The organism is Verrucomicrobiia bacterium (genome assembly GCA_035629175.1).
Classification (GTDB): Bacteria; Verrucomicrobiota; Verrucomicrobiia; order Limisphaerales; family DASXHY01; genus DASXHY01.
Window position 1 is genome coordinate 62,905 of record DASPIL010000067.1, and the last position, 21,557, is coordinate 84,461.

The following is a 21,557-nucleotide window of genomic DNA, read 5'->3' on the forward strand; positions in this document are numbered from 1 at the left end:
AAAGAACACCGTCGGGATGCGCAGTCCGGATGATTTGGCTCGCCTACTCCTCCCTTTTCCAACCGCAGGTCCTCACCTCGCCTGACGCCTGGCTCCGATACGAACGCCCCGGGATGAAGCCGAATGTCGCTGCATTGCTTCCACGCCGCCTGCGAAAGCGTTTTACGGCTTCTCGGGCAAACAAAGCATCTGTCGAATCCGGTTCGCCTGAAGGTGCGTGATTTCACCCGCTTGCAGCATGCCGAGGACTGCGGTTTCATAGGTGGCCTTCGGATAAAGACCAAGGTCCACAAAGGGAATAGGCACTTGAGGGGCGACATCTTCGTCGCTGTCAGGGATCGGCACGATGACAGTTCTGAGTGTTTTCATATTCGTTCACTGATGTTCAGGGTTTCCACAATAGGGCAGGGGGAATCTTTGAGCTTGGTCAACGCCGGGAATCCCCACCTCCTCATCTTCTTCTCGATTGGCTAATGTCACCTTGCAGGCGTGGATCAACGGCTCAAGGTAATTGGTGGGCACAAAGGGTAGGACCTTTTCGATGAATTCTCGGATGACAGGCTCTAGATCATCCGGGTCGTTGGAGAGCACCGCGGTAATATCCGCTGCGGGCAAGTGGACCGTCAGGGGGCCGTGCTGGTCGAAGAACTCAATCAGCGGCAGTGTTGGTTTTGGTTTCATTGGAAATATCGTGGTAGGTAACCAGAAAACGCCATTCAGAGTTTCGAACCGCCTGAACCCCAAGAACGCGGAATTCGCCGCTTCGGCTGCGCCGAATGACATCGAAGTATTCAGTGGAGCCTCTTGCATCGATCAGCGGAGGCCTTTCGCCCTGTACATTTTGAAAGGTCATTTAGGCGGCATCCTTCCATTGGATCCTGCTCTCTGAGGGAAGAAGCCATAGATATGTTCCGCCTTTTCCCGGAACGCCGCGTTGGCGCCGGATCCCCTTTTGTACGAGCTTAAGAATTTGGCAACCTTCCAATCCCACCATCAGCCGTTGCGCTTGCTGTGAGTGGACTGAAATGCGATCTCCTAGATGTCCAAACGCCATGAAGAACGTCATGGGCTGGCGGTCTTCTCCGGGTTCTACGGGTCTGAGAGCCAGATCACGGCAAATACGAAACGCAGCTTGCTCCGGCGGTTTCAAAGCCGCGTAAATGGCTCTTTCTGTCTCGCCTAGTTTCCCTGGGTACGCCTGAATCACGGAATTGAGCATGGACCGAGTCTCATTCATGTGTTGATCCTTTGAATCATTGAAAAGTGCGCGATTGCAGTCATAGAAATGCTCGACGAGGCGCACAACGAGGGTTTCCGCCACCACATTGAAGAGGAATGGCACTGCCTGCGTAATAAAATGGTTCCGTTTGCTGATTGCCGCCTGAAACCATGGTTCTACAAGGCTTTTATAGAGTGCGACTATGGCCCCGTGATCCCTCTGTAGGGAGTTCTCAGCTTCGTTTCGGGCAATTACATTCTGCAACACATTCTCTGCTCTGATCTGTGATGTAGTAATGTAGTCATGTAGTGATGTAGCATGTAGTAATGCAGACGAATAAGGGGAGCAAGAGGAGACCTCGATTTCACATGCGCTTGGATTCACGACCGCCTGCGGGTCATCAGTAACGAAGCAAAGCCTGCTTACGTCTTTGCATTGGACGTCAACTTTAGCAGCGGCTTCAGGGCCAGCGAGTTCGCCGATGTGGTTGCGAACGGCTTCGAAACTTGCGGCATGACCATCTGCTGATGCCGGAACACGAAAAATTGCCTTGAGCCCCGCTCCGGATGGTGAGGTTGCTACCAACCACAGGTGTTGGCTACGCTTGAGGGACTCTTTGACCGCATGTGGCTGCGCCAATTCATCCAAATCCGCGCACAGGAGCCCAGAGTGCAGCTCGATTCCCGAATTTGACCGCGTGTGGAATTTTCCGCTCCAAGTGACGGCAGGCAGCTGCTTCTTCATCGGTTTAATTGCGTTTTTCTTATCATCGCTGGTTCCGGGCGTGCGCTGATACGTTGCTCGGATGCGTTCAACCTGGGATTTCCACCGGCCTTGTAAAATTGAGGCAGCGACGTCGGCGGCTTCAAGGTGCTTGTCAGGGCTCGGTTGGTTTACGCTTCGGAATTGACTGATGAGCATGGTGCTGTTGTGTTTCTGCTTGCACCGGGAGGCTCGTTCGGGTAAGGTGAATAGGTCTAAGTATTTCACACCCCGCTAGCCCTCGCGCAAGCGGGGTTTTTAGTTTGACCGTTCTAATTCTCGATTTGATTCGTTCTTCTGCATAATACGTTTGGTTTACTGCGTAGCGGGAGGGTGTTAGGGAAGAGCAGGAGGCTCAAGCTGCCCACACACGGCCACGCCGCAACCCGGCTTTTTGTGTGAATGCTTTGAGGTCCCGACCAATGTCGCTGTGAAGCGATCCGATTCCACCATAGAGGAATTCCCGGTCTGTGGGAAGTCATTTCTGGTGAGACTCAGAAACTCAATGCACGCAGCTTCGGCCTCTGTGTGCTTGGACCTCTGAGTGCTGCCAAGCGGCGTTCCGCTGCTTCAAGGGCAGTCCGCCCACTGGAATCCAAAGCGCGAAGAACACGCTTCCTGTCCGTTCCAATAAGGCGCTTACCGAAAACCCGGTTGCTTGGAGCGCGAGCCGCCAGTTGTCGCCTGACTTCGCGCAATGCATCTGTTCGCGATGCTCCTGCGCTCACCTTGGCGGCGACAGCCTTGCCGAGTTCGCGCTGTGCTTCGCTCAGATTTCCAGCAGTTGCCAAAGTCATCGTGCTTCGCAGGTGGCGTGTGCCTGCTTTTGGTTTGGCGCCCGTTCCGGAGAACACCCTAGGTTCAACGCCTTGCGGTGCGGCAGCTCGCAGCGAACGCAACAGATTAGCCTCCTGGTTCATTTCCCGAAAACCCGGCAGGCGATTTCCGATGGCGTTGTAAATGCCTCCATATCGGCTCGTCATGTTGAACGCGGCCTTTGCAAAATCCCCCGTCTTGGCGGCGTTGCCCGCCTCCCGCCAAATGTTCTGAACCAGGTCAATGTGCGGGACGATCGCCGCGATATCTGTTGCAGACCGGGGCGAATTGGAGAATAGCCGGTCGGCGAAAAAGTTCGCGAATGGCATTATGTTTGCCATGGATGCGCCGAGGTACTCCCCTACGCGTCTCTCGTCAGGCTCCTGATTCGCGAGATTTGAAAGCGACGGAAGTCCGGTTGCTTTGTCCATGATCGCCTTATTGAGAAGCAGGCCGAATTCGTGCGACGCAATTCCTCCAGCAGCCAATAAAAGCAGGGCAATGAGCATGGCCGCGATTTCACGCTCACGACCCGATGAAAGGGTGCGCCAGTCCCGCGGGAACAGCTTCATCATCTGATCGGCTGCATTCGCAGCGTATTTTTTGAAGAATCCTAAAACGCTCCACTCGGCGCTAAGTGCAAACGTGGTGGGCGAATTCGTGCGTGCGAGTTTATTGGATCGCTGAGCAAACGAACGAACAACGGCCTCAAGCCTCACCTTTCCCTCCGGTGTAGAGTCATCGATTAACGGAACATCAGCCCGCTCATTCTCCGGCGAGACCGACACTCGCTTGGCATAGGAAAAAAGAATCGATTCCAAAGAACCTGCGGGGGCGAAGTATTCGCGAAGCCAACGCATTTGCTTCGGCGTGACATCGATTTCCTCAGCCGTGATCATTTGGAGAGGATTCGTGGCGTCCAGCTTATCAGCTCCACCTCTTGCCGCGGCAATTCGTTTACCGAAGGACGCAACCCAGCGCATGTAATCAATGGCGTAAGCGAGATTGAGCATGTTCGCGCCCAAGTCGGCGGCACGTGGAGACCAGGAGGAGCCGAGCCAACTCGTGATCCAGCCATTGAAAAACCGTAGCGGTCGCACAAGTGCGTGGTAACCGATATCGGTCGGCGCATTCTCACTGGCGAAGACTTGGCCGCCAAACCCTAAAGGAGCGGCTAGCTCAGCTTGGAATCTGTTTCCCGCGTCAAAACCATTATTGATTCCCATCTCGCGCAGCCGCTTGCCCAACGCAGCCTGCTCCTCCGCGAGTTTGGTAACGAATTCTGCACCTGCTCGGATTAATGGCAGGTTGCCAGTGAAACGCTTCAAGGCCGGAACTGATTGAAATGCCCGAGCGACATTTCCAACGACAGCCTTTGACATTAATACAGGCCAGTGCGCAGCCGTGAACAATGCGCGAACAGCGCCGCGGGTATGCGCGTCGAGCACGACCTGCGCGACGAAGCTGCCGCTAAATAAGTTCCCGAATGTCGTTTTGGGCGGCGAGAGCAGGAATGCCGAAAGCGGCTGGCCGATTTCCGCCAGAACTTGGCGGGCGGTGGACCTCAAGTCTTCCGCTCCGCGATCCGCAGCTCGCTCGGCCTTCCGAATTTCTGTCTCGAAAACCTCGATGCGAGAGTCGATCTCGGACATATCGTATCGAATGTTTCCGAGCTTTCGCATCGTTGACTGCCGCTTCAGTGCTTCCTGTTGGTTTTCGGGCGACCGTCCAGCTTGGTCCAATTCTGCTTGCAGTTCGCGGCGAAGTGCCTTCAACGCGTCGCGGGCGCTCATCATGGAATCGATGGACCGCACTGAGGCAGCGTTTGTCAGGTTCGCCCGAAGGGATTTGCGCTCCGTAGTATCGATACGGCTGAACTTGAAAAATGAAGACGGCGCGATCAGGTTGCCGCGGGCTTTGACGAAAGAGCCATCCACCTCAAGGCTTACAACCAGGAACTTTCGAATCGACTCAAGATTGGACTCGGCCAATTGCCCTACCACATGCTTCGAGAATCGGTTCATGAACGCCGCGATCTCTAGTTTCAGAACACGTAAAAGGTCCGCCTTTAGACGATCAAAATCGGTGTTGGTGGCGCCGTACAATGACTGAGCCAATTCGTCGAGCGACTGTATGACAACCTCGCCCCGCCGAACATGCTCCGCAGTTTCCAACAAACGGGGCTGAAGGTCCGCTGCGAAGTGGAAAGAGGGATCTGGCTCAAAGCATGCCGAGAGCACGATTCGTTTGAACAGCACCGGGTCGATGAAGAATTGATTAAGCAACGACTCTCGCTGCTCGTTCGTCGCAGCCGACCACTGATGCGCAAGGTCAATTGACCATCGCATCAATCCCCGTGGAACCGTTTTCGGCCCTGTGGGTACGGCCTTTCGAGCAATCTTCTTTCCCTGAATCGTCTCGTGGATAAGGATCGGCTCCGCACCTGCCTGGGGAGACTCGCCGATGTCGCGAAGGCTTTCATCATGTCTGAATTGCGCATCCATCACCGCAATATCTTCCGCCAAAACCCGTTCCCCGCTGTTAGGGATGATGTCGCCGACGCGGTATTGAGCGCCTGCGAAGTCTTGGTGCGAGGCAAGGACTGGGTTCGCTATGTTTTCGCGGTAGAACGATACATCTGATGGCTTTGTGGATAGCCCGTGCGCCTTCAATGCGGAAATGACAAGCGTGGTGAAGCGAAAGTCTCCGGCTTCTGGATCAAGTGACAGCTTCGTGACTTTGTCGGAGATTGCGTCGAGTGCCAGAGCATCGATTTGCGCTTTTCTTACGGGCCTTCCGCCCACGGATTCGAGCAATTGCTGCCGTGTGCGGAGCCAACCCAGAGCGTTTTTAGGGTCAAAGTTTTCGAATGATGTGTGTTTCGGCCCTAGCGCCGGGTCCATCCAGTGGGCGGCTATGAATTCGGCTGCGTATTCGAACGAGGCCCTATCCCCCGGCGGAGTCTCCGGATTCTGAATCGCGGAATGGAACTCCTGAAGCAGCGATGCTGCCTGCTGGAAGTTCTCCGCTTCCGTTTTCTGAGTGGGAGTGAGAAAGATCCTGTATTCGGTGCCCGTCACCGGGCCAACAACGCGGTAGAAGTGTCCCCCAGCGTCGTCAATCAGGAGTTGGTGAACGCCGGTTTCCGCCAGCGCGGACGCAAGTGCTCGTCGGTAGTGCTCTGAGTTGATCAGGGCTTCAGTCATCTGTATTGCTTTCACGGCACCAAGCAATCGCTGGTGTGCATTGTCGAGCTTGGAATCAATTTCCTGCGCAATGTCGCTGGCGCGTTTGGCCTCCGTCGTGAGCTTGTGATAGCGAACTGACCATTCGCGTACAGAGACCTTGCCGTTCTTCCCGAACCAGTCCTGAAATTTTCTCATTTGCGATTCGGCGGCGGCTTGGTCGGCGTGGATGCTTCGCAGCGATTCCACGGCGCGGGGAAGGTTTCGAAACCGATGCAACAATGGTGCGAGGCCGTCAATACCGAGCCCAGTCATAGGATCGCCCAGGAGAACCGCTAAATATCCCTGTTGCGCCGTTGGAAGTTCGATTCGCTCCGAGGTTCTGGCCTGATCGACGATCTCTTTGGCTGTTTTACCTTCAATGACAATGCTGTGGTCATTGGAGATTTGTTCAATGACGTTCCTCGTCACACCGGGTGGCACCAAGTGGCCATCGAGTTTGAGAGCGCCACTGTTTAGTATTTTGGCTGCAACCTCTCCAAGCGACGTCCCGCTCTTGGATAGATTGCGGATATAGCCGGTGAACTGCTTTGATCCAAACTCGGCAACAGCTGACAAGAGTTTAGAAGCCGCTTCGGCAGCAGTCATGGTCGGAAGTTCCTTGGCGATTTTGGAAACCTCGCCCTGCCGTTTTTCTACCTCTGCCCACATTGCTGCAAGGCGCTCCCCGATCTGACCGTCCTGGTAAATGAGCTGCATGGCCGCGGTCCGGCGGAGAGTTTGATCGGTGATCGTGCCCTGATGTATCGGCGCTTGAGAGACGTTCAACAAATGCGCGATGGGGCGCATCCAACGCTGTTGCACCGCCGTTGAGAGGTTTTCTGGAACAACGGCCATCAGTTGGCGCACCGGGGTAGCCGTTTCCGGAGCAAAAGCCCCGGCTTGAGCGGCTGCGAGATGGTCAATAGCTTTCGTTTGATCCTCACTTAAGCCTGGCCGCGATTTCCTTTGAGCAACAGAGTCGGAAGTCGGAAAATGTTTTAGCGCAAACCGCTCGCCCGAAGATGCGGTGGGAAGGTTCCTAAGGGCTGTCTTGGTGATCCAAAGCGCTGCTGATGATTCGCTTAGCGACATGCCAAAAAGACGGTTCAGGAACAGGCGAATGTGATTCAGCGCCCGACGAAAAAAGCCAGACTCGGAGTGCCTTTGATAGAGGTCTCGGACGAGCTCATTCGCAGCCTCCTCTGGGGCGATGTTTGGATTGTAACCTTCGTTGAGTTGCCGCTGCGTCCTCGCGTCAGACACTAGCGATTCAATCGTGGATCGAGCTTCCCGAATTTCCGACATGTCCCAAACGCCGTGAATCAATTCTTCGTGCAATGTGTCCGCAAGCTGCAAAGCAGAACTATGACGAGCGAGGTTCAACTGAATTGAAGGCAAGGAGCCAGCCACCATTGCGACGCGTCCTGCTGGAGCGGCGGGGTCGTTGATGAACGAGATATTTGGCGGCACGCTCCCAAGCACACCGGCAACTGCCTTATGTGCATCGGGAAGAGGCATCGAGGTTGCCAGAGGTTCACCAATCGAGAAGCGGGTTGGATTGGATGGCGGCATCGGTGGACGCACACCGCGAGATTCGGTGCGGTGAAATCTCGATACCCGCACTTCTGGCTGTTCACTGGACGGTAATCGAATGGATCGAAGCTTTAGCTGCCGCGGCTCTGGAAAGGGTTCATCCAAGTCGGTCCACGCTGCATCCCTCCACACCCGCGCCTGTTCGCGGCTGAGATTTGCCTGCGGAAAGAGCTGTTGAATCTGCGCGATGGTCTTCGCGCCAGCTCTGCGGATTTCTTCCACGCCAGATACGCGCTCGGCGTCTCCGCTTATCGGAACGCTTGGTCTGCCAGCTCGGCGCCTTTCGCGGTTCAACTGCATTTCGCGCAACCGCTCAACCCGCTGATTCTGTTCAGCTATTAAGGCGTCGATTGGCGTCGTCTCGCCTGTGGTGCCTGGTTCTTCGGCGATCTGCTGGTTGTTAATCGAGTCGTAGTAGGCACGCGCCTTTTGATTGGCAAAGAACTGGTCTATCGGCGTGACTCCCTCAGATTCAACCGGAGCCTCAATCGTTTCGCGGTTGACGCTGTCTACGAACTCGACGGAATCGCGAGGCTGTTGGCCGAACTGAATGGGGGCATCCGGGTCGATAAACGGTTGCCGCGTGGTGTAGTCAAAGAGCTGGCCGACGGCCCGCAGGTTGCGCTTCCTTGCCTTTGCGGGCGTGTCTTGCGTGAGCTTGCCCACGCCAAAGGCTGCTCCGCCAACAACTGGGCCCAGCACGGCTCCCGCGGCCATAGCCGTAGGCACACCTTCGAGAGTCTCGCGATCTGGGGCAAAGGTTTGTTGTGCGACCAAATTATTCAGAGTGGTTTCCACCCCCTCCTGCGCGCTTTCCCTTGCCGCTGCCCCACCAAGCACCTTCAACCACTCGCGACCAGCGGTCTTGGGATCAACTCCCGCGGCACGAACGCGGCGAACATAGCTCAACAACCTGGCGGGAACGCCTAACGCGAACTCGCTGACGCCACCGATCGCCATGTTCGCCAAGAACACTTTGTCTGCGTCTTCCACGTCACCCACTGCAATGGCCTCCTCTGCGCCAGAATCGCCCGCAGACAGGCCGTATTGAGCGGCGGCTAGTGCAGGGTTAGCCATGCCTGCCGCGATTGTGGGGAGCATTGCGCCAGCAGCAGAAGGGATTACGTCAGACCAGAACTCGCCAGCGAACTGGGGATTTGGAACATGGGCGTCTTTGGCGCCTTGAGAGATGGCTTCGCCAGCCTTGTAGAGCGGGGATTGTTCTAGGAATTCCTGGGCTTGCTCGGGCGTTCGGGATGCCTGCTCCCGACTGGCCTCTCGCAATCGCTTCCGCTCCTCTGGTGGCATGAACCGCATCTCTCCAACATCAGAGACGGGCGGCGTCATGGCCGCAAGTCGCGCAGCGCCCTTGATGGTTCCGCCAACTCCAGTGCCATACCCACGCATGGCGCTTTGGCCAGCACTCGCGAGGCGACCCTGCTCCGCGGCCTGCGGATTCTCCGAAATGCGAAAGGCTTCTTCTACTACATCGAGCGGCGGTTGCTGGTCTCCTTCAAAGCGTAGCTTCCGGCCATCAGGCGAGGTGACTATCCAGCCGCGAATAGGCGAAGTAGACCTAGGACCCAGGCGTTCTGGCAATGCTGTGGATGAGTTGGGCATATGGAATTGCTACGATTGAGTGGGGTTGATTGCGGCAGTGGACAGCAAAACAAATCTGATCTGAGATTGTCATCGAAACGCTCCATCTTTGTGCCACTTTGACTATTGTGCCGCTAGAGTGTCGATTTCGTCCTGCGTGAGCACGCGATTGTAAATGCGAATATCGTCAACCGATCCTCGGAAATACCTCAGGTCATTCGTATTAACATGCCCAATTCGAAACGGGATGCTCATCGAGGTTTTTAGATTTCCCGTCAGCACGCCTTTGACCGTTTGTTGCCCGCCGTCGACGTAGAGCAGCAAATTCGTTCCATTATAAGCCGCCGCGACGTGGTGCCATGCGTTATCGCTGATGGCTGCATTGCTCTCGGCTGGGCTAATGTTGGTGTTCGCGGTGTTCCAGCAGTAGAAGGCAAGCTTTGAGTTTGACGCTGTATGCTGAAGGAGAAAAACGCGGCTCCCTGTGGTTATTGAATCCCTGCTCGCCACAGCGTCCGAGAAGCCATCAGAGACAGCCCCGGGTGTTTTGATCCAAAGAGCCAGCGTGATAGCTGCCCCAGATAAATCGAACGCATCGGCCCTCGGAATGTTCACGTATTGGTTTGTGCCGCTCAGTTGAATGGCGGACGCACCGACTCTTCCCGCCGTCCAGGTCGGTGAGCCGAGAAGGGTTCCGGTATTAGTCGTTCCGGTTGAGTCGATAACTGATGTCCCCGATCCATCGTCAAGCTTCCACCAGCCCACAAGGCCATTAGTAACAAATGGGTCCGGCGTCGGCGCCTGCATCTGCATTTGGCGCTTTTTGGCTTGGACCCCTTGAAGCCAAAGCATTTGAGCGAGCGCATAAAACGGCACGAGAACGCACACGATCAAAACCAACACGTATTTGAATTTCATGCTTCTGATCTTCACAATAACCGGTTTATGATTGCCTCGAAAAAGGTGTTTTTATGATCCATGCGTCGGCTCGACGGAGCTCAAAATCAGGTTCCGGACACTCTCCATGTGGAACAGGCGAACCCCCGATTTTTGACCGCGAACACGCAAGAGAATGCCCTTTACTCGCCCGTCTTGCAGGAGGTTGTAAAGTGTCCCTCGCTTAATGCCGAAGTACCGCTGCACATCAGCGGCGCGGCCAAACTCGGGTAATACGTTGGAGAAATCCCCGGGTCGCGGGGTGGTTACGGTCAGGTCTTGGTTCATAATGTTGAACCATTATGTCAGATATGAAGATCTTGGGAAGACCCTGCCCGTCGAGTTATGTTAACAATTTAGCGTAAAACTCCGATGAGCATTGAGAAAAGCGGCCTAGACGATTGTTCCAGTTTTTTTGTTTGCGACACTCTTGTGCCGCTGTGAGCCTATTTTGATTCGACTTTGGTTACGTCCGGCAAGTTTTGAATCGCTGCAACAGTGTCTGCCGCGGATAGGTGGGTATAGCGATTGCTCACCGCGGCAGAGTCATGGCCTACGATCAACTGCGCCAAAGCGTTGCTGGCGCCTGATGCCTTTAGCATCGTCACAAGGCTATGGCGAAGGCTGTGGAAGGTAATTTCGTTCACCTGACGCTTCGCTTTTCGGCCTTTGCCGGAGGACGCGTGGTGCTTGGGTCGCGGCAACATCAGGCCAGCCGGGATGAGAATCTCCTCCGCGAAAGCTTTGCTTAATTTAGCTGTGTTCTCTTCCGCCATTTCAGCGAACCGCGGGAATACGTACGTGCGAGAATCGTCTGATGAGGGCAGGCGGCTTAGGTAATCGGCTAAGGGTTCTGCCAAATGCATCGAGAGGCGTTTACCAGTCTTCTTCGTGACAAACCAAATTGACTTTTCGGATAAATCAACCTGTTGCCAGGTGAGCCGGGCGCAATCGCCGAGCCGCTGCCCGGTATAAAGACCTGTCAGAACAAGGCCCCGCCAAAGTGAGTCTTCACAGGTCAACAGAACCTTGCGAATCTCCGGAAGGGTCATTTCCCGCCGGTTGGTGCCCGCTTCTTTCAGTGGTTTGATCGGAGCTGCGGGATTTCTGCTGATGTATCCATGTTGGACCGCGCCGTTTAAGCAGGCGCGAACGATTCGAAGGTTGGTATTCGCAGTGCCAACAGAGACCGATTCAGCACACGCGTCACGAAACCGCAAGATCGCGTCTGAGTTGAGGCTTTCGATGTTTTTTTCGGCTGCGGTTCCGATGTGATCCAGGAAGGCCTGAATGCCGTAACAGTACCGCGTGTGGCTCCCCGCTTCTGTCTCAAGCTCCTTTGTGGCCAGCCATCGTTTGCACCAGCCATTGATGGTCTCTTGGGGCAGCGTTTTGCCGGAAACCAACATAATTGAAGCGACACCGTCGGCGATAATTTCCCGAGCTCGATCGGAGTTGAGCTGATCCCCGTGGAGGGCTGCCTTTGCCCACGCACGACAAATCTGCTCGGCTTCCTTTTTGTTTTCCGTTCTAGTGGATTTGAAGTGTCTCACGCCGTCCGGGGTGATGAAGGCGCAAAACCAATTCGGCTTCCCGGGTTGTTTGTGAACGCTTGCCATACGAACCTCAGTTTTCTCTCCGCAACGCGATCCTCTCGTCGAAAGAGTTCTCGCATACCATGGCATAACGTAGGGGAGAGTCAAACCTGTTTATAAGGTCCTTGTTTATGCGTGTTTGGTCCGAATCTCAATGCGGAAGTGACGTACAGGTTCAAGTCCTGTCGCGGGCACCAACAACGACAGGCCTTTGCAAAATTCAGAGGCGATTCCCCTAACACAAAACCTGACGCGGGAGCTCCTGCAGGCGCTTGCCGAGGCCGGCCGAATTGCATCGATGATGCTCGGAACTTCGGCCCCACCGATTCAAACCCGTTCGGATTTTTCCCTGACCGTTGCCGAGGCCGTAAACGAATTTCTTCGCGCGAAGGCGCGGGCCGGCCGCTCCGATCGTTACCTGCGAACGCTTCGCGTGACTCTCAAAAGTTTCGCAAAAGGCCGATTCTCAAAACCGCTTAGCGAAGTCACCGTCAGCGACGTCGAGGCCTGGCTTGAATCACAGAACTGGTCTGCTCGGACACAGAAGGGATACCTGTCAGACGTTCGCACGCTCTTCAATTTTGCGATCAAGCGAGGCTTGGTGAATCAGAATCCGGCTGCCGCGGTGGAATTGCCCGACTGGGAGGAAGCGCCGAAGTCGTTGCATTTGCCTGGCCAGGTCAAAACGGTTTTGGAATTTTCCAGGTCGTACGATCCAAACATCTGCAGGTCGCTTGCAGTCCGCTACTTCTCAGGCCTGCGATCGGCCGAGATCGAGCGCATCGAGGAGGAAGACATCAAGGCGGAGTTCATCGAGGTTACGGCCGCGAAAAGCAAAACGCGGCGCCGTAGATTAGTTCCGATCCAGCCGAATCTGAAAGCGTGGCTGCAGCTCGGGGGCGAATTGCCGTTGCACGACGTGAACAATCGCATGCGATGGTTCACTGCGGCGTTGAAGAAAAGGCATGGCATCGACTGGCCGCACAACGTTACCCGCCATTCCTGGTGCAGCTATCACCTGGCGCATTTCCGGAACGCGGCCGAAACCGCTCTGCAGGCCGGCCACACGGAACAAATGCTCTTCCAGCATTACCGCGAGTTGGTGACGCCTGACCAGGCGAAGGAGTTCTGGGCGATCGCGCCAGGCTAACCGAAGAGAGTCTTGAGGCCGACGCGAACGCGATCGCGTTTGAACGCGGTGCATTTTTTCCGGCGAACGAAGCGGCCGGTTTTGCGGGATCTGCAGACGGTGCGTTTTGTTTTCCAGGTCTTCACTTGTTCACTGTGATTGTTCCATCGGGCGAAACCGTGACGCTGTTCGTCTGTCCACCTACTCGCGTAAATTTCACGGTGCCGTAAACGCTTGAGATTTGCGCTGAGACGATCGCGGGATCGTCCTTGAGGTGTTCAGCCAGGCTGACCAGGCCGGCGCTCCTGCAGCCCGTGGAAAGCGTCAGCATCGAAGCCAACGCGATCATTGAAAGGATCCTCCGGATCGGTACGTCGGCGGCAGATTGCTTGGTCTTGTTAACCCCGGCCCGAATGAATCCCAGGGCGAGAGCAAAGAGTGCTGCGTAGATTTCGTCCGGAACTTTCCACCAGCCCTGCCAGGATCCAAAGAGGAGACCGAACACGGCCGCGACCGTTCCATATGTCTTTTTACCGTTGAGCAATGTGATCAGGTTTTGCATAGAGGTTGGGGGATTTTTGTTCCGAAAGAATTTCTAGCTTGGTCTCGATGCGAGCCAGGCGCGTGTTGAATCCGGAAAGGATTGTGACCAGGCCAATGATCCCGGCCGCCGTCACTGTTGCGAGAACCGTCGTAATGAATTTCAACAAACGATCATGGCGAGCGTCCGGAATCGGCGATGGAAGAAAGTTCATCATGCTCGAGCAAGCCACCGCTGCAGGAATCGGATCCCGCCCAGATAGATGAACGCACCGACAACGATAACCACCCAGAGCTGCCATGGAATGAATTTCAGGATCCCGGAGATCATCGCGCCGATGCCGTTGCGCACGTTGTCGCGCCCTTCCGCAAGGCCTTCGACAAACCCGGAACGATAACCGGCTCCGACGCTTTCCAGCTTACCGCTGGCGGCCGCCATGTCTCGTGCGTAGCGGTCCTGGGAAATCGTGCCCTCCTGCAGACGGCGATTGGCCTGGTCATCAAGGGCTTCCTGCAGCCGCGCATGACTGTCGGTGGCTTCGTGCTCGGTCTGAACGTTTCCGGCAAGCCAGTCGTAAAGGCTCATAGCGGGTTTATTTTGAGGTTCCGGAACGCAAATGCCGAATTTGATGAGCCGCTTAAATTAACCGTTCCGACAAACCCCGCGGTATACAGCGCGTTCGACGCGGTGACTGTCGCACCATTGACAGTCCACGAAAGGTTTGACCCGGTGAGACTGAATGAAAAAGGATACCACTGCCCTGCTGTGAGATTTACCGGCTCACTGGAATTTAAAACGGTTGGAGACTCAGGCGGACCCGCCCATATTCGGCAGAGTTGGTTTGTGTGATCGTAGGCCGCAAAATAACTCTGCGAAGCGTTGGTGTTTGCCCTTGCGATGATTCCCCCCAACCGAGAGGAAATGCGCATCAGCTCACCTGTAATGACGGCATCTGATATTGCCTTGTTTGACAGCAAACTTCGCCAGGCAAACCCCGCACTTGGAACCGTCAGGACCCCTCCAGAAAGCGTTGGCGGGTTGGTGTGCATGAAGTCGCTGACGTCTGCCCAGTCGTCAGAATCCGCCAACACGTTTCCGGACGCGTCCGTCCAGCGCATTTCCCGAAACGCGGCAGACACGCCGTAAACATGAATCGTCGGGTGACCATCGGCAGGAACGCCTCCGTTTATTGTGTGCAAAATGTTCGTGATGAGAACGCCGGTTGTGTGATCCCAAAGGTAAACGTTGCCGCTTGCTCCATTCGTGTTTTCCACCCTCAAACGGTAAGGTTTCAGAAGGTCTATTCCCTGAGGAATGGGATACAGCCTAACGATTTCCACGCCGTTGCTTCTGTCAACGATTTGCAAGTCATCAGACTTCTCGCCGAGCATTGCCATCAGCGCGAAGTTGTTGCCCGCACGTCTATAACGCAGGCCTATCCCGCCATGCCACGATCCACCACCTGGAAAATCTGAAGCAGCTTCAAAAACGCCGTTCGTTTCCAAAGCCAAAAGTGTTATTACGGCTTCAAACGACGAGTTCGCCACGGTGTTGGTGCCAATCATCCCATAGACCGAACCCGTGTTGAAATTGCTTGTTCCGTGCAGTACAACGCCGTTTGTCGATTGATAGAGAAGTTGCGAAGAGTTCGTTTCCGTGACGTTGGAATGTGGAGCCACAAGAAAACTTCCCGTGTTGAAATTCAATTCCTCAGCACGAACTGCCGTGATGAGATCCCCAGGCGACATCCTATCCCCGACGACAAAGCGAGTGAACGTTGCCGCTTCTGCGGAAAGGCAAAGCAACAGAATAGAGAGGATGCGATTCACGGAGCGTTTGTGCTGAGTAGTAGGTAGTTGGTGGTTCCGCCGTGAACGAAAATCGGAATGCGTGCATGCACGACGTTGGTCCATAGCCCGGTTTGAATTCCGTTCGTGGAAAACGCCGACGAAAGAAGAAGGTTCGTCATCCCTGAGCCATTCCCCGAGATCGTCCCTTTAGCGGAGAAATTGCCGTTCGAAGACACCGTCACAGGATTTATTCCGTAACCGATCTGGACGCTCCCAGGCGTGGTGTTTGTCAGTCTATGCCCGAGCGTGACGGCTAACGGGGCATCGCGTATGACGTTTCCAATGCCGCCAGGGATGATTCCGGATTCCGAATTGGTAACCGTATTTGCGATGCCGCCGCCGATCGTGCCGGACGTCTGATTTTCGTAATCTGGGCCGTGGACGCGGTTGCCGGTGCCGCCGGCGATTGTCGAGTTCCCCGCGTTGGTGACGGTGTTGCCGGTGCCGCCGCCGATAGTCGCGCTCTCCGCGTCAACAATGGCGTTACCCGTGCCGCCTGAGATCGTGGAATCGACAGATTCAAAAATCGCGTCGATGTGGTTGAACGCTCCGCCGCCGATCGTGGATGAGGTGCTATCGCCGAGAATTGAGTTTCTCACCCCCCCGGAGATGGTGGTCCAGTCGGCGGCCGCACTATTCGACAATGAGCCACTACGGCCGCCCAGGACGACGACGCCCACCTTTCCGCTCGCTATGAATTGGTATCCGTTGGTTCCGCCGACGAAATTGTCCTCAGCGCGTACGATCGCGCTCAGATCAGCAGAACCGCCCTCACTGACTCCACCGCTCACGGACACGGGCATTGAATCGGGAATCGTGAACCCCCCAAGCGGCATTGTGTCCGAACCGTCTTCCGGATCCGCACTCTCGATTAAGTTTGTCCCACCGTGAAACCTGAAGATGATTCCAGACGAATAGGAAATATCGGCATACCACCGTCTGCCGATGATCGATGCCCCGAAATTGTCCTGCACCGTAAATGCCAGAACATCGCCACCTTTTAGGGGCGTGCCGTTTGTCGCTGCCATAAACAGCAAATCTGTGAACGCAGGAAAACTTACGGCGGAGGCATTGGGATCATCGAAAAGATTGGTGCCGTTGACCGTGATGATCAGCGAGTCGTCCAAATAGTTCGTGCTGTTATCCAGATCGATGCGAAGCCAAACCGCTTCAAGCGTGCCGAGGTTTGTTCCGGATCCGTCTGCGAGGATTCCTTCGAGGTCCTCCGGAGTCAGGTAGGCGTTAACGTCGGCTCGCGCCGCAACTTCCTCGTCCGTGGCGGCTCGGATTACTCGTTGCTGAGCGTGCGCCGCGATCACGCCCAGGATGCATGCCAGAATAAAGAGGAGCAGAATCTTTTTCATGCTGGGGTGTAGATGACGACAACGCCGTCGCCTGCGGTCTGGGGATCGAGGTACCAGTTAATGAAGTCCCACTTCTTCCCAAACGGAGCTTCAAGAACGATTTCGCCGCCTGGCTCAATCACGTAAGGCTGCTGGCCGGCTGAGGCGGAAGGTCCGATCTTAACGGGGTTTGCGTTGTTCGTTCCAGCCAAGGCCTTCTTCCCCAGGATCGTGGCCTTTTGAAATTTAGCGGTGGCTGCCGTGAGGGAAACCGGCGTTCCCGGGTTGTTGTTCGTTTTGACGAACAGGGCAGGGGTGGCAGCCTCCGGAACAATCACGGCGTTTGTCAGACCGTCATCGTTGACGGCGACCCCGAGATCGATGTCATCAGAGCCGGCGTAAAAGGTGATGGTGTTTGCGGATCCAGAAGTTTCAATAATTTTGATCCGCTTGAAACCCGCGGTGACAATCTTGCGCCCTGACGCCATGGTGCGCGTGCCTTCACGCTCAAGCTCAACGTCAAAGGGTGCCGTAGAGGAAAGCACCGCAAATACGCGTCCCTTTACCTTCTCCACGTAGGGTTGCCCTGCTGCCAATGTGATCGTGCGTTGCATGGTGGTTTAGCGAGAGTTGCCGCAACCGTCCCGGCCGCAGCTGCAGGACTTGTGTCCGATCGCCAATGCACGGCACTGCGCAGGCTCCGTTTTCTTTACTGCAGTAGCCGCAGTTGCGGTTTTCGGAGCGGGAGGGGGATTCTTTGATGATGTTTTCATTCAACGTTTTCGGAAGACTACGAACGCCAGTGCTGCCAGCGCCGCGACTGCGACCCAGGCGAGCGTTTTCGGATTGCCTGAAACGGTTTCGGTTTTCTGCGAGAGCAGCTCGGCGAGTTTGGAGAATTGTGAGGATTGCGCCTCGTTCGAAGCGCTGTTGGATCCGGCCAGCTGGGCAACTTGGGCGCTCGTCTGTTGGCCGATGGTGCCAACCAAATCGGAAAGCATGTCAGCGCCGATCCCAGTATTGACCGTGATGCTGGCGTTTTTCCCCAGCTTCGTTTTCTTCAGATCAATTCCGAAGTTGTTGCCCTTGCCGAAATCGACTGCGCCGGCTTCCTGGAACTTAGCGCCTTTGCCCTGGGCAGCCTTGCCCTGGCCTTGGACGACTTTCGAACTCTTGCCGATCAGCTGAGCCTGGTCGCTGACCGTCGTAGTGATTTTCTTGGACGATGAGGTTGAGGAGAACGGACCTACCGGACACCGCCTTTCAGATTGGTTGCGGGCCGTGGATTCGAACCACGCAAGCCGAGAGGGTAAATCTCAGCCGTTCCCAGAACTGCCCGCTTTAAAAAATGGTCCATGTTACTTCCGGAACAGAAGCCACATGACGAAAGAAGCTGCCGCCAGGGCGCCGATCAAAATCGGCGTGCTGATCGATAGCCCGCCGGGGATCGCGCCGAACACGACAGATCCGGCGCCGTAAGGCGTGCTGCCGTAAGCGCCTCCGCCTGAAATATCCTGTGCGCCGCTGTTGCTCGCAGCCGAGCTGGAGCTGCCTGAGAGACTCGCGCCGATGTCGTAGCCGCCCATTATGCCTTTCGCTTGATGATGAAGATCACCAGGACGATGGCCGCGATCGCGGCGATCCAAATCCCCGGTGAATTCTTCGTGATGTTTCCGCCGCCGGCGTTGTTGATGCCGGACGACGCTGACGAACTGGCTGAAGCTTGGCCCATGCTATTTTCGGATGGCGAAGATTGCGACGACCGCGAACACCCCCACGACGACGACGGCTAGAATCGGCCCCAGGCCGGCGAGTCCCGACGCGGATCCGAAGGAGTTGCCGGAGACGGCGGAGCTGGAAGGCCCGATGCCTGCAGCCCCGCCGCCACCACCACCGCCCATGAGGGATGAGAAGTTCACGGGTTATTTGCCCTTGAACATGAGGACCAGGACAACGAGCACTCCCACGACAGCCCCGCCGATGATCAGCAACCGCTGAGTGTTGCTGCTATTGGTTTGAGCTGTGGCCGCCGCTGCTTTGGCATTGGATCGTGCCGCCGCCGCCTCGGCCTTCGCAGTTTGAGACTGCAGGAGGCCGCCGAAGATCGGCCCGGTCGCGTTGAGGAAGGAGTCAAACAACGAACGGGTGGAACTTGTGTTATCGGCTGCCATAGCTCAGCTCGGGTTTTGCTCGAGGCGAACCAGCAGGATGTCGCACGTGCCCGACATGGCGGCCGCCGCGCCTACTTTGATCTTGATGCGTCCCCAGGACGCGATATCGATCCCACGCACGAGGGCGTCAGACTTCACGAACACAGCGTCAAAAATGTTTGCTGTGCGACCTGTTGGGGCCGGGGTCATTCCGAAGCGAGCAAGCGCCTCGTCATTCTGTGCGCTGGTGACATCGTCGATGGCGACGACGTCATCGGTTCCGAGGAACACTGACACCGGAGTGATTTCCCGGTTGTTGGTGCTGTCGGGATAGATGGACGCCTGGAGAAGGCGGCCCTTCACGTCGATTTCATCATCGACGACGAAGTTCGTTCCGCCGGCGATCGGGTTGATGACTTCCAGCGTCAGGATGCCAGCGCTCGGAGCGTCGAGATCATCGCTGATGCGTTCGAAGACGGTCGCGTTCATCGCGGCCGAACAGTCAACTTCGACTGTGATCGCGTCGCCGAGCCGGCGAGGATTCCAGGCGAGCGCATCGGCTACGTTGTCCAGGAACCATTCAGGCGCAAAGGGCAGCGTGATCTGGCAGCCGGTGCTCGGCGTGCCGTCAAAGTCGTAAGTGGTCCCACGCAACAGGCAAAAGTCGCGGAGTTTCGTTCCGGTTAATTTCCATTTTTCAGTGGTGCCCACCAGAACGCGGATTGTGAGAGCAGCGCAGAGCGCCGCCAGGGTGTCAGTGCCCAGGGTGACGATCAGCTGCAGCTGCATGCCATGCACCCGCTTGCCTTCGCTTGGGCGAATTTTCAGCGAGGTCGTGCCGTTGCCAGCGATGGCCTTAATTTTTCGCGTGTAGATTTCAGACAGCATAAAGAGGAAGTGAGAGAAGAAACGACCGGCCGGAGCTTAAGCGCCGACGTTGGTCAGTCTCTGAACAGCGGTGACTTTGTTCTCGATGTTGCGCATCACTACGAAGTAGAGAGCGAACAGGGCGAACCCGATGAGGTACTTTTTCATTCTTGGTTTTAACAGTTGGTTTATTTGCGTGGTTGCATTTCGCCGTGACTGTTGCCCAGAACGCTGGTTGCCGAATAGGCCTAGGAAATCAGAGCTTTCGAATGCTTTTCAGATGTCGATCGATGAAAAACTTTTGAGCACGCGGCACTCGACGCAATGGTCCGACAAGAACGTCCAGGAGCGATCGTCGATTCTGCAAAATGATTTCAACGCACGCTCGGCCGTGGTCGGGAAGCAAATGCGGAAAGAACTCCCGGGCGCAGTAGTCAATTGCTTCAGGGGTCATAACTTTCATCCACAGATTTCGCGGCTGCGGTTGTTCCTGCAGATGAACCGATGGGGTCCGAGCTTCCGGATTGCCGCCACGTCGAATCCGAAGGCGGCCGGGAATTCCAAGGCTCGATCGTCCGTCAGCTGAAAGCAGACGACCTCGGAGAGCTGCACGCGGATTGTGTTGTGAATCGTATTCGGCTGTTGCGCGATGAAGACGCCATCGACGCCGTAGCGCCGGCCGGTTTGGACCAACGTCTTTAGCGATCGCGGGATGGCGCTTCCAGTGACGTACTGACCGAGCTCGTCTACGACGAAGAATTTTCTTCCCGGCAGCCGGGAGGACGCTGCCAATGTCAGCGTCGCGTAATAATCGATCGCGCCTTCCAGGTCGCCCGGGAACATGATGTGAGGGTCGAAACAGACGAGCCCCTTCCGGATCGCTTCATCCAACTCGAACACAGTTCGCGCCGGCGGGATCTTCATGCGCTCGCTGAATTCTCCCTCTGCATCGAACAGGAACACGCAGCGAGACTTTGCGTTCGCGACAAAGCGAAGGCCGTATTCCGTTTTGCCGGTTCCGCTGCCACCGAAAATCCCGAGATGAAACCGAGGGTGATTCAGTTGCATCGGTGAAGGCTGGAAGCCGGCCGGCCGCACTTGGGGCACAGCGTTGATACGAGGCGCCTGGCATAAACGATGAGGCAGGCCCGTGAACAGACGTGCTTGCAGCCGGTCGGGCCGCCGACAAAAAACCAGGTGTCTTCCGTGACGATGTTCCGCTGAGCCCCGCAGACGGTGCAAATGGGGAGGAGGTGATCGCTCATGGGTTCCCGGATCCTTTTCCGGAATTTCCATCGGCTATTTCCCGCTTCTGCCGGTCCTCTGCGAGCTTTGCCAGCGTAAGGTAGGCGGTCAGCGCACCAAATCCCCAGGGCACCAAAAGCACCCCAATAGCGGCCGTGGGGCTCATCTCGGCATCGAGTCCCCACTCCTGCAGCGCCATCGGCATGAGCTTGGCCACGAGCTCCTTCCGGCTGGATCCAATTTCAGCCTGGCGCAGCTGGGGATTGATTTCGCCCTGGCTGAGGCCGGCGAGTTTCGCCACGCCTTCGATGCGCGATTGCGCAAAGGATTCCCCAAACGTCAGACCTTCCTGGATAACCTGGCTGAGCAGGTCCGGAGGAATAACAACGCGCAGTTCAGTCCCAGGCGCCACTTCAGACGTTGGTAACGGCTCGGCCCCAGGCACCGGGACAGGATTTTTCCCATCAGATCCGGCAGCCTTGCTATAGCGGCCGTGAACTGGAGGCCTGCCCGGCCGTCGCGGTCCGCCTGCAGGGCCGTCCGAACCTGGATCAGCTCCGATCTGCGCTCCGTGCTGAGCCGCGAGAGTAGCAGCGAGTCCGTCAGTCCTCGCACCAGGCTGGCTTTCCGCGCCTGGCTCCGAAGTTTCTGCCGACAGTGGCGTTTCCATTGCCAGTCCTGGAAT

Annotated in this window: 21 protein-coding genes; 2 read left to right on the forward strand and 19 right to left on the reverse strand. The window is 56.2% G+C overall.

Annotation, left to right across the window (positions count from 1 at the left end):
- Positions 1–162 precede the first annotated feature (162 nt).
- From VEH04_11310 to VEH04_11335, 6 genes are all read right to left on the reverse strand, one after another.
- Positions 163–369: a hypothetical protein gene (locus VEH04_11310; GenBank protein ID HYG23361.1), complete on the reverse strand. Its 207-nt coding sequence runs from the start codon at positions 367–369 to the stop codon at positions 163–165.
- A 6-nt stretch (positions 370–375) separates the two neighbouring features.
- Positions 376–681: a hypothetical protein gene (locus VEH04_11315; GenBank protein ID HYG23362.1), complete on the reverse strand. Its 306-nt coding sequence runs from the start codon at positions 679–681 to the stop codon at positions 376–378.
- A 172-nt stretch (positions 682–853) separates the two neighbouring features.
- Positions 854–2,140: a BT4734/BF3469 family protein gene (locus VEH04_11320; GenBank protein HYG23363.1), complete on the reverse strand. Its 1,287-nt coding sequence runs from the start codon at positions 2,138–2,140 to the stop codon at positions 854–856.
- 335 nt (positions 2,141–2,475) lie between these two features.
- Entirely contained in the window at positions 2,476–9,237 is a 6,762-nt protein-coding gene (locus VEH04_11325; protein ID HYG23364.1) for a hypothetical protein, read from the reverse strand.
- 102 nt (positions 9,238–9,339) lie between these two features.
- Positions 9,340–10,134, reverse strand: coding sequence for a LamG domain-containing protein (locus VEH04_11330; GenBank protein ID HYG23365.1), 795 nt, complete (start codon positions 10,132–10,134; stop codon positions 9,340–9,342).
- A 464-nt stretch (positions 10,135–10,598) separates the two neighbouring features.
- Complete coding sequence (locus VEH04_11335) at positions 10,599–11,705, reverse strand: tyrosine-type recombinase/integrase (protein HYG23366.1); 1,107 nt, start codon at positions 11,703–11,705, stop codon at positions 10,599–10,601.
- Between the two features lie 253 nt (positions 11,706–11,958).
- On the opposite strand from VEH04_11335, the gene VEH04_11340 reads away from it, so the two are divergent.
- Complete coding sequence (locus VEH04_11340) at positions 11,959–12,897, forward strand: phage integrase SAM-like domain-containing protein (GenBank protein ID HYG23367.1); 939 nt, start codon at positions 11,959–11,961, stop codon at positions 12,895–12,897.
- A 121-nt stretch (positions 12,898–13,018) separates the two neighbouring features.
- Here the strand turns inward: VEH04_11340 and VEH04_11345 are convergent, their stop codons facing one another.
- Genes VEH04_11345 through VEH04_11370 form a run of 6 tightly spaced genes read right to left on the reverse strand, consistent with a single transcriptional unit; the run spans position 13,019 to position 17,224 of the window.
- Positions 13,019–13,438, reverse strand: a complete 420-nt coding sequence (locus VEH04_11345) for a hypothetical protein (GenBank protein ID HYG23368.1) — start codon at positions 13,436–13,438, stop codon at positions 13,019–13,021.
- Entirely contained in the window at positions 13,407–13,634 is a 228-nt protein-coding gene (locus tag VEH04_11350) for a hypothetical protein (protein ID HYG23369.1), read from the reverse strand. Before VEH04_11350 ends, VEH04_11345 begins: the two co-directional genes overlap by 32 nt.
- Entirely contained in the window at positions 13,631–14,002 is a 372-nt protein-coding gene (locus VEH04_11355; protein HYG23370.1) for a hypothetical protein, read from the reverse strand. Before VEH04_11355 ends, VEH04_11350 begins: the two co-directional genes overlap by 4 nt.
- Positions 13,999–15,246: a hypothetical protein gene (locus VEH04_11360; GenBank protein ID HYG23371.1), complete on the reverse strand. Its 1,248-nt coding sequence runs from the start codon at positions 15,244–15,246 to the stop codon at positions 13,999–14,001. The genes VEH04_11355 and VEH04_11360 overlap by 4 nt, the downstream gene beginning before the upstream one ends.
- Complete coding sequence (locus VEH04_11365) at positions 15,243–16,631, reverse strand: hypothetical protein (protein HYG23372.1); 1,389 nt, start codon at positions 16,629–16,631, stop codon at positions 15,243–15,245. The genes VEH04_11360 and VEH04_11365 overlap by 4 nt, the downstream gene beginning before the upstream one ends.
- Positions 16,628–17,224 carry a hypothetical protein gene (locus VEH04_11370; protein HYG23373.1) on the reverse strand — a complete coding sequence of 199 codons (597 nt, stop codon included), beginning with the start codon at positions 17,222–17,224 and terminating at the stop codon, positions 16,628–16,630. Before VEH04_11370 ends, VEH04_11365 begins: the two co-directional genes overlap by 4 nt.
- A 294-nt stretch (positions 17,225–17,518) precedes the next feature.
- On the opposite strand from VEH04_11370, the gene VEH04_11375 reads away from it, so the two are divergent.
- The gene (locus tag VEH04_11375) at positions 17,519–17,839 is read left to right on the forward strand and encodes a hypothetical protein (protein HYG23374.1); all 321 of its coding nucleotides are present in this window, start codon (positions 17,519–17,521) and stop codon (positions 17,837–17,839) included.
- Between the two features lie 129 nt (positions 17,840–17,968).
- On the opposite strand, the gene VEH04_11380 is transcribed toward VEH04_11375, so the two are convergent.
- The 7 genes from VEH04_11380 to VEH04_11410 all read right to left on the reverse strand — a co-directional run bounded on the left by VEH04_11380 (position 17,969) and on the right by VEH04_11410 (position 21,542).
- A complete protein-coding gene (locus VEH04_11380; GenBank protein HYG23375.1) occupies positions 17,969–18,196 on the reverse strand; it encodes a hypothetical protein in 228 nt (75 codons plus the stop codon).
- Positions 18,196–18,342, reverse strand: a complete 147-nt coding sequence (locus VEH04_11385; protein ID HYG23376.1) for a hypothetical protein — start codon at positions 18,340–18,342, stop codon at positions 18,196–18,198. Before VEH04_11385 ends, VEH04_11380 begins: the two co-directional genes overlap by 1 nt.
- 1 nt (position 18,343) lies before the next feature.
- A complete protein-coding gene (locus tag VEH04_11390; GenBank protein HYG23377.1) occupies positions 18,344–18,529 on the reverse strand; it encodes a hypothetical protein in 186 nt (61 codons plus the stop codon).
- 3 nt (positions 18,530–18,532) lie between these two features.
- Positions 18,533–18,781 (reverse strand): hypothetical protein, encoded by a 249-nt coding sequence (locus tag VEH04_11395; protein ID HYG23378.1) that lies wholly within the window; start codon positions 18,779–18,781, stop codon positions 18,533–18,535.
- A gap of 3 nt (positions 18,782–18,784) precedes the next feature.
- The gene (locus VEH04_11400) at positions 18,785–19,648 is read right to left on the reverse strand and encodes a hypothetical protein (protein ID HYG23379.1); all 864 of its coding nucleotides are present in this window, start codon (positions 19,646–19,648) and stop codon (positions 18,785–18,787) included.
- 438 nt (positions 19,649–20,086) lie between these two features.
- On the reverse strand, positions 20,087–20,695 hold the full coding sequence (locus tag VEH04_11405) for a hypothetical protein (GenBank protein ID HYG23380.1): 609 nt from the start codon (positions 20,693–20,695) through the stop codon (positions 20,087–20,089).
- Between the two features lie 193 nt (positions 20,696–20,888).
- Positions 20,889–21,542: a hypothetical protein gene (locus VEH04_11410; GenBank protein ID HYG23381.1), complete on the reverse strand. Its 654-nt coding sequence runs from the start codon at positions 21,540–21,542 to the stop codon at positions 20,889–20,891.
- Between the last annotated feature and the right edge of the window lie 15 nt (positions 21,543–21,557).

Coding starts and splice junctions, on each gene's coding strand:
- VEH04_11355 (HYG23370.1), bottom strand. CDS start 14,002: ATGAGCCTTTACGACTGGCTTGCCGGAAACGTTCAGACCGAGCACGAA.
- VEH04_11385 (HYG23376.1), bottom strand. CDS start 18,342: ATGGGCCAAGCTTCAGCCAGTTCGTCAGCGTCGTCCGGCATCAACAAC.
- VEH04_11380 (HYG23375.1), bottom strand. CDS start 18,196: ATGGGCGGCTACGACATCGGCGCGAGTCTCTCAGGCAGCTCCAGCTCG.
- VEH04_11310 (HYG23361.1), bottom strand. CDS start 369: ATGAAAACACTCAGAACTGTCATCGTGCCGATCCCTGACAGCGACGAA.
- VEH04_11345 (HYG23368.1), bottom strand. CDS start 13,438: ATGCAAAACCTGATCACATTGCTCAACGGTAAAAAGACATATGGAACG.
- VEH04_11370 (HYG23373.1), bottom strand. CDS start 17,224: ATGCAACGCACGATCACATTGGCAGCAGGGCAACCCTACGTGGAGAAG.
- VEH04_11315 (HYG23362.1), bottom strand. CDS start 681: ATGAAACCAAAACCAACACTGCCGCTGATTGAGTTCTTCGACCAGCAC.
- VEH04_11405 (HYG23380.1), bottom strand. CDS start 20,695: ATGCAACTGAATCACCCTCGGTTTCATCTCGGGATTTTCGGTGGCAGC.
- VEH04_11350 (HYG23369.1), bottom strand. CDS start 13,634: ATGATGAACTTTCTTCCATCGCCGATTCCGGACGCTCGCCATGATCGT.
- VEH04_11365 (HYG23372.1), bottom strand. CDS start 16,631: ATGAAAAAGATTCTGCTCCTCTTTATTCTGGCATGCATCCTGGGCGTG.
- VEH04_11325 (HYG23364.1), bottom strand. CDS start 9,237: ATGCCCAACTCATCCACAGCATTGCCAGAACGCCTGGGTCCTAGGTCT.
- VEH04_11320 (HYG23363.1), bottom strand. CDS start 2,140: ATGCTCATCAGTCAATTCCGAAGCGTAAACCAACCGAGCCCTGACAAG.
- VEH04_11410 (HYG23381.1), bottom strand. CDS start 21,542: ATGGAAACGCCACTGTCGGCAGAAACTTCGGAGCCAGGCGCGGAAAGC.
- VEH04_11395 (HYG23378.1), bottom strand. CDS start 18,781: ATGGCAGCCGATAACACAAGTTCCACCCGTTCGTTGTTTGACTCCTTC.
- VEH04_11330 (HYG23365.1), bottom strand. CDS start 10,134: ATGAAATTCAAATACGTGTTGGTTTTGATCGTGTGCGTTCTCGTGCCG.
- VEH04_11400 (HYG23379.1), bottom strand. CDS start 19,648: ATGCTGTCTGAAATCTACACGCGAAAAATTAAGGCCATCGCTGGCAAC.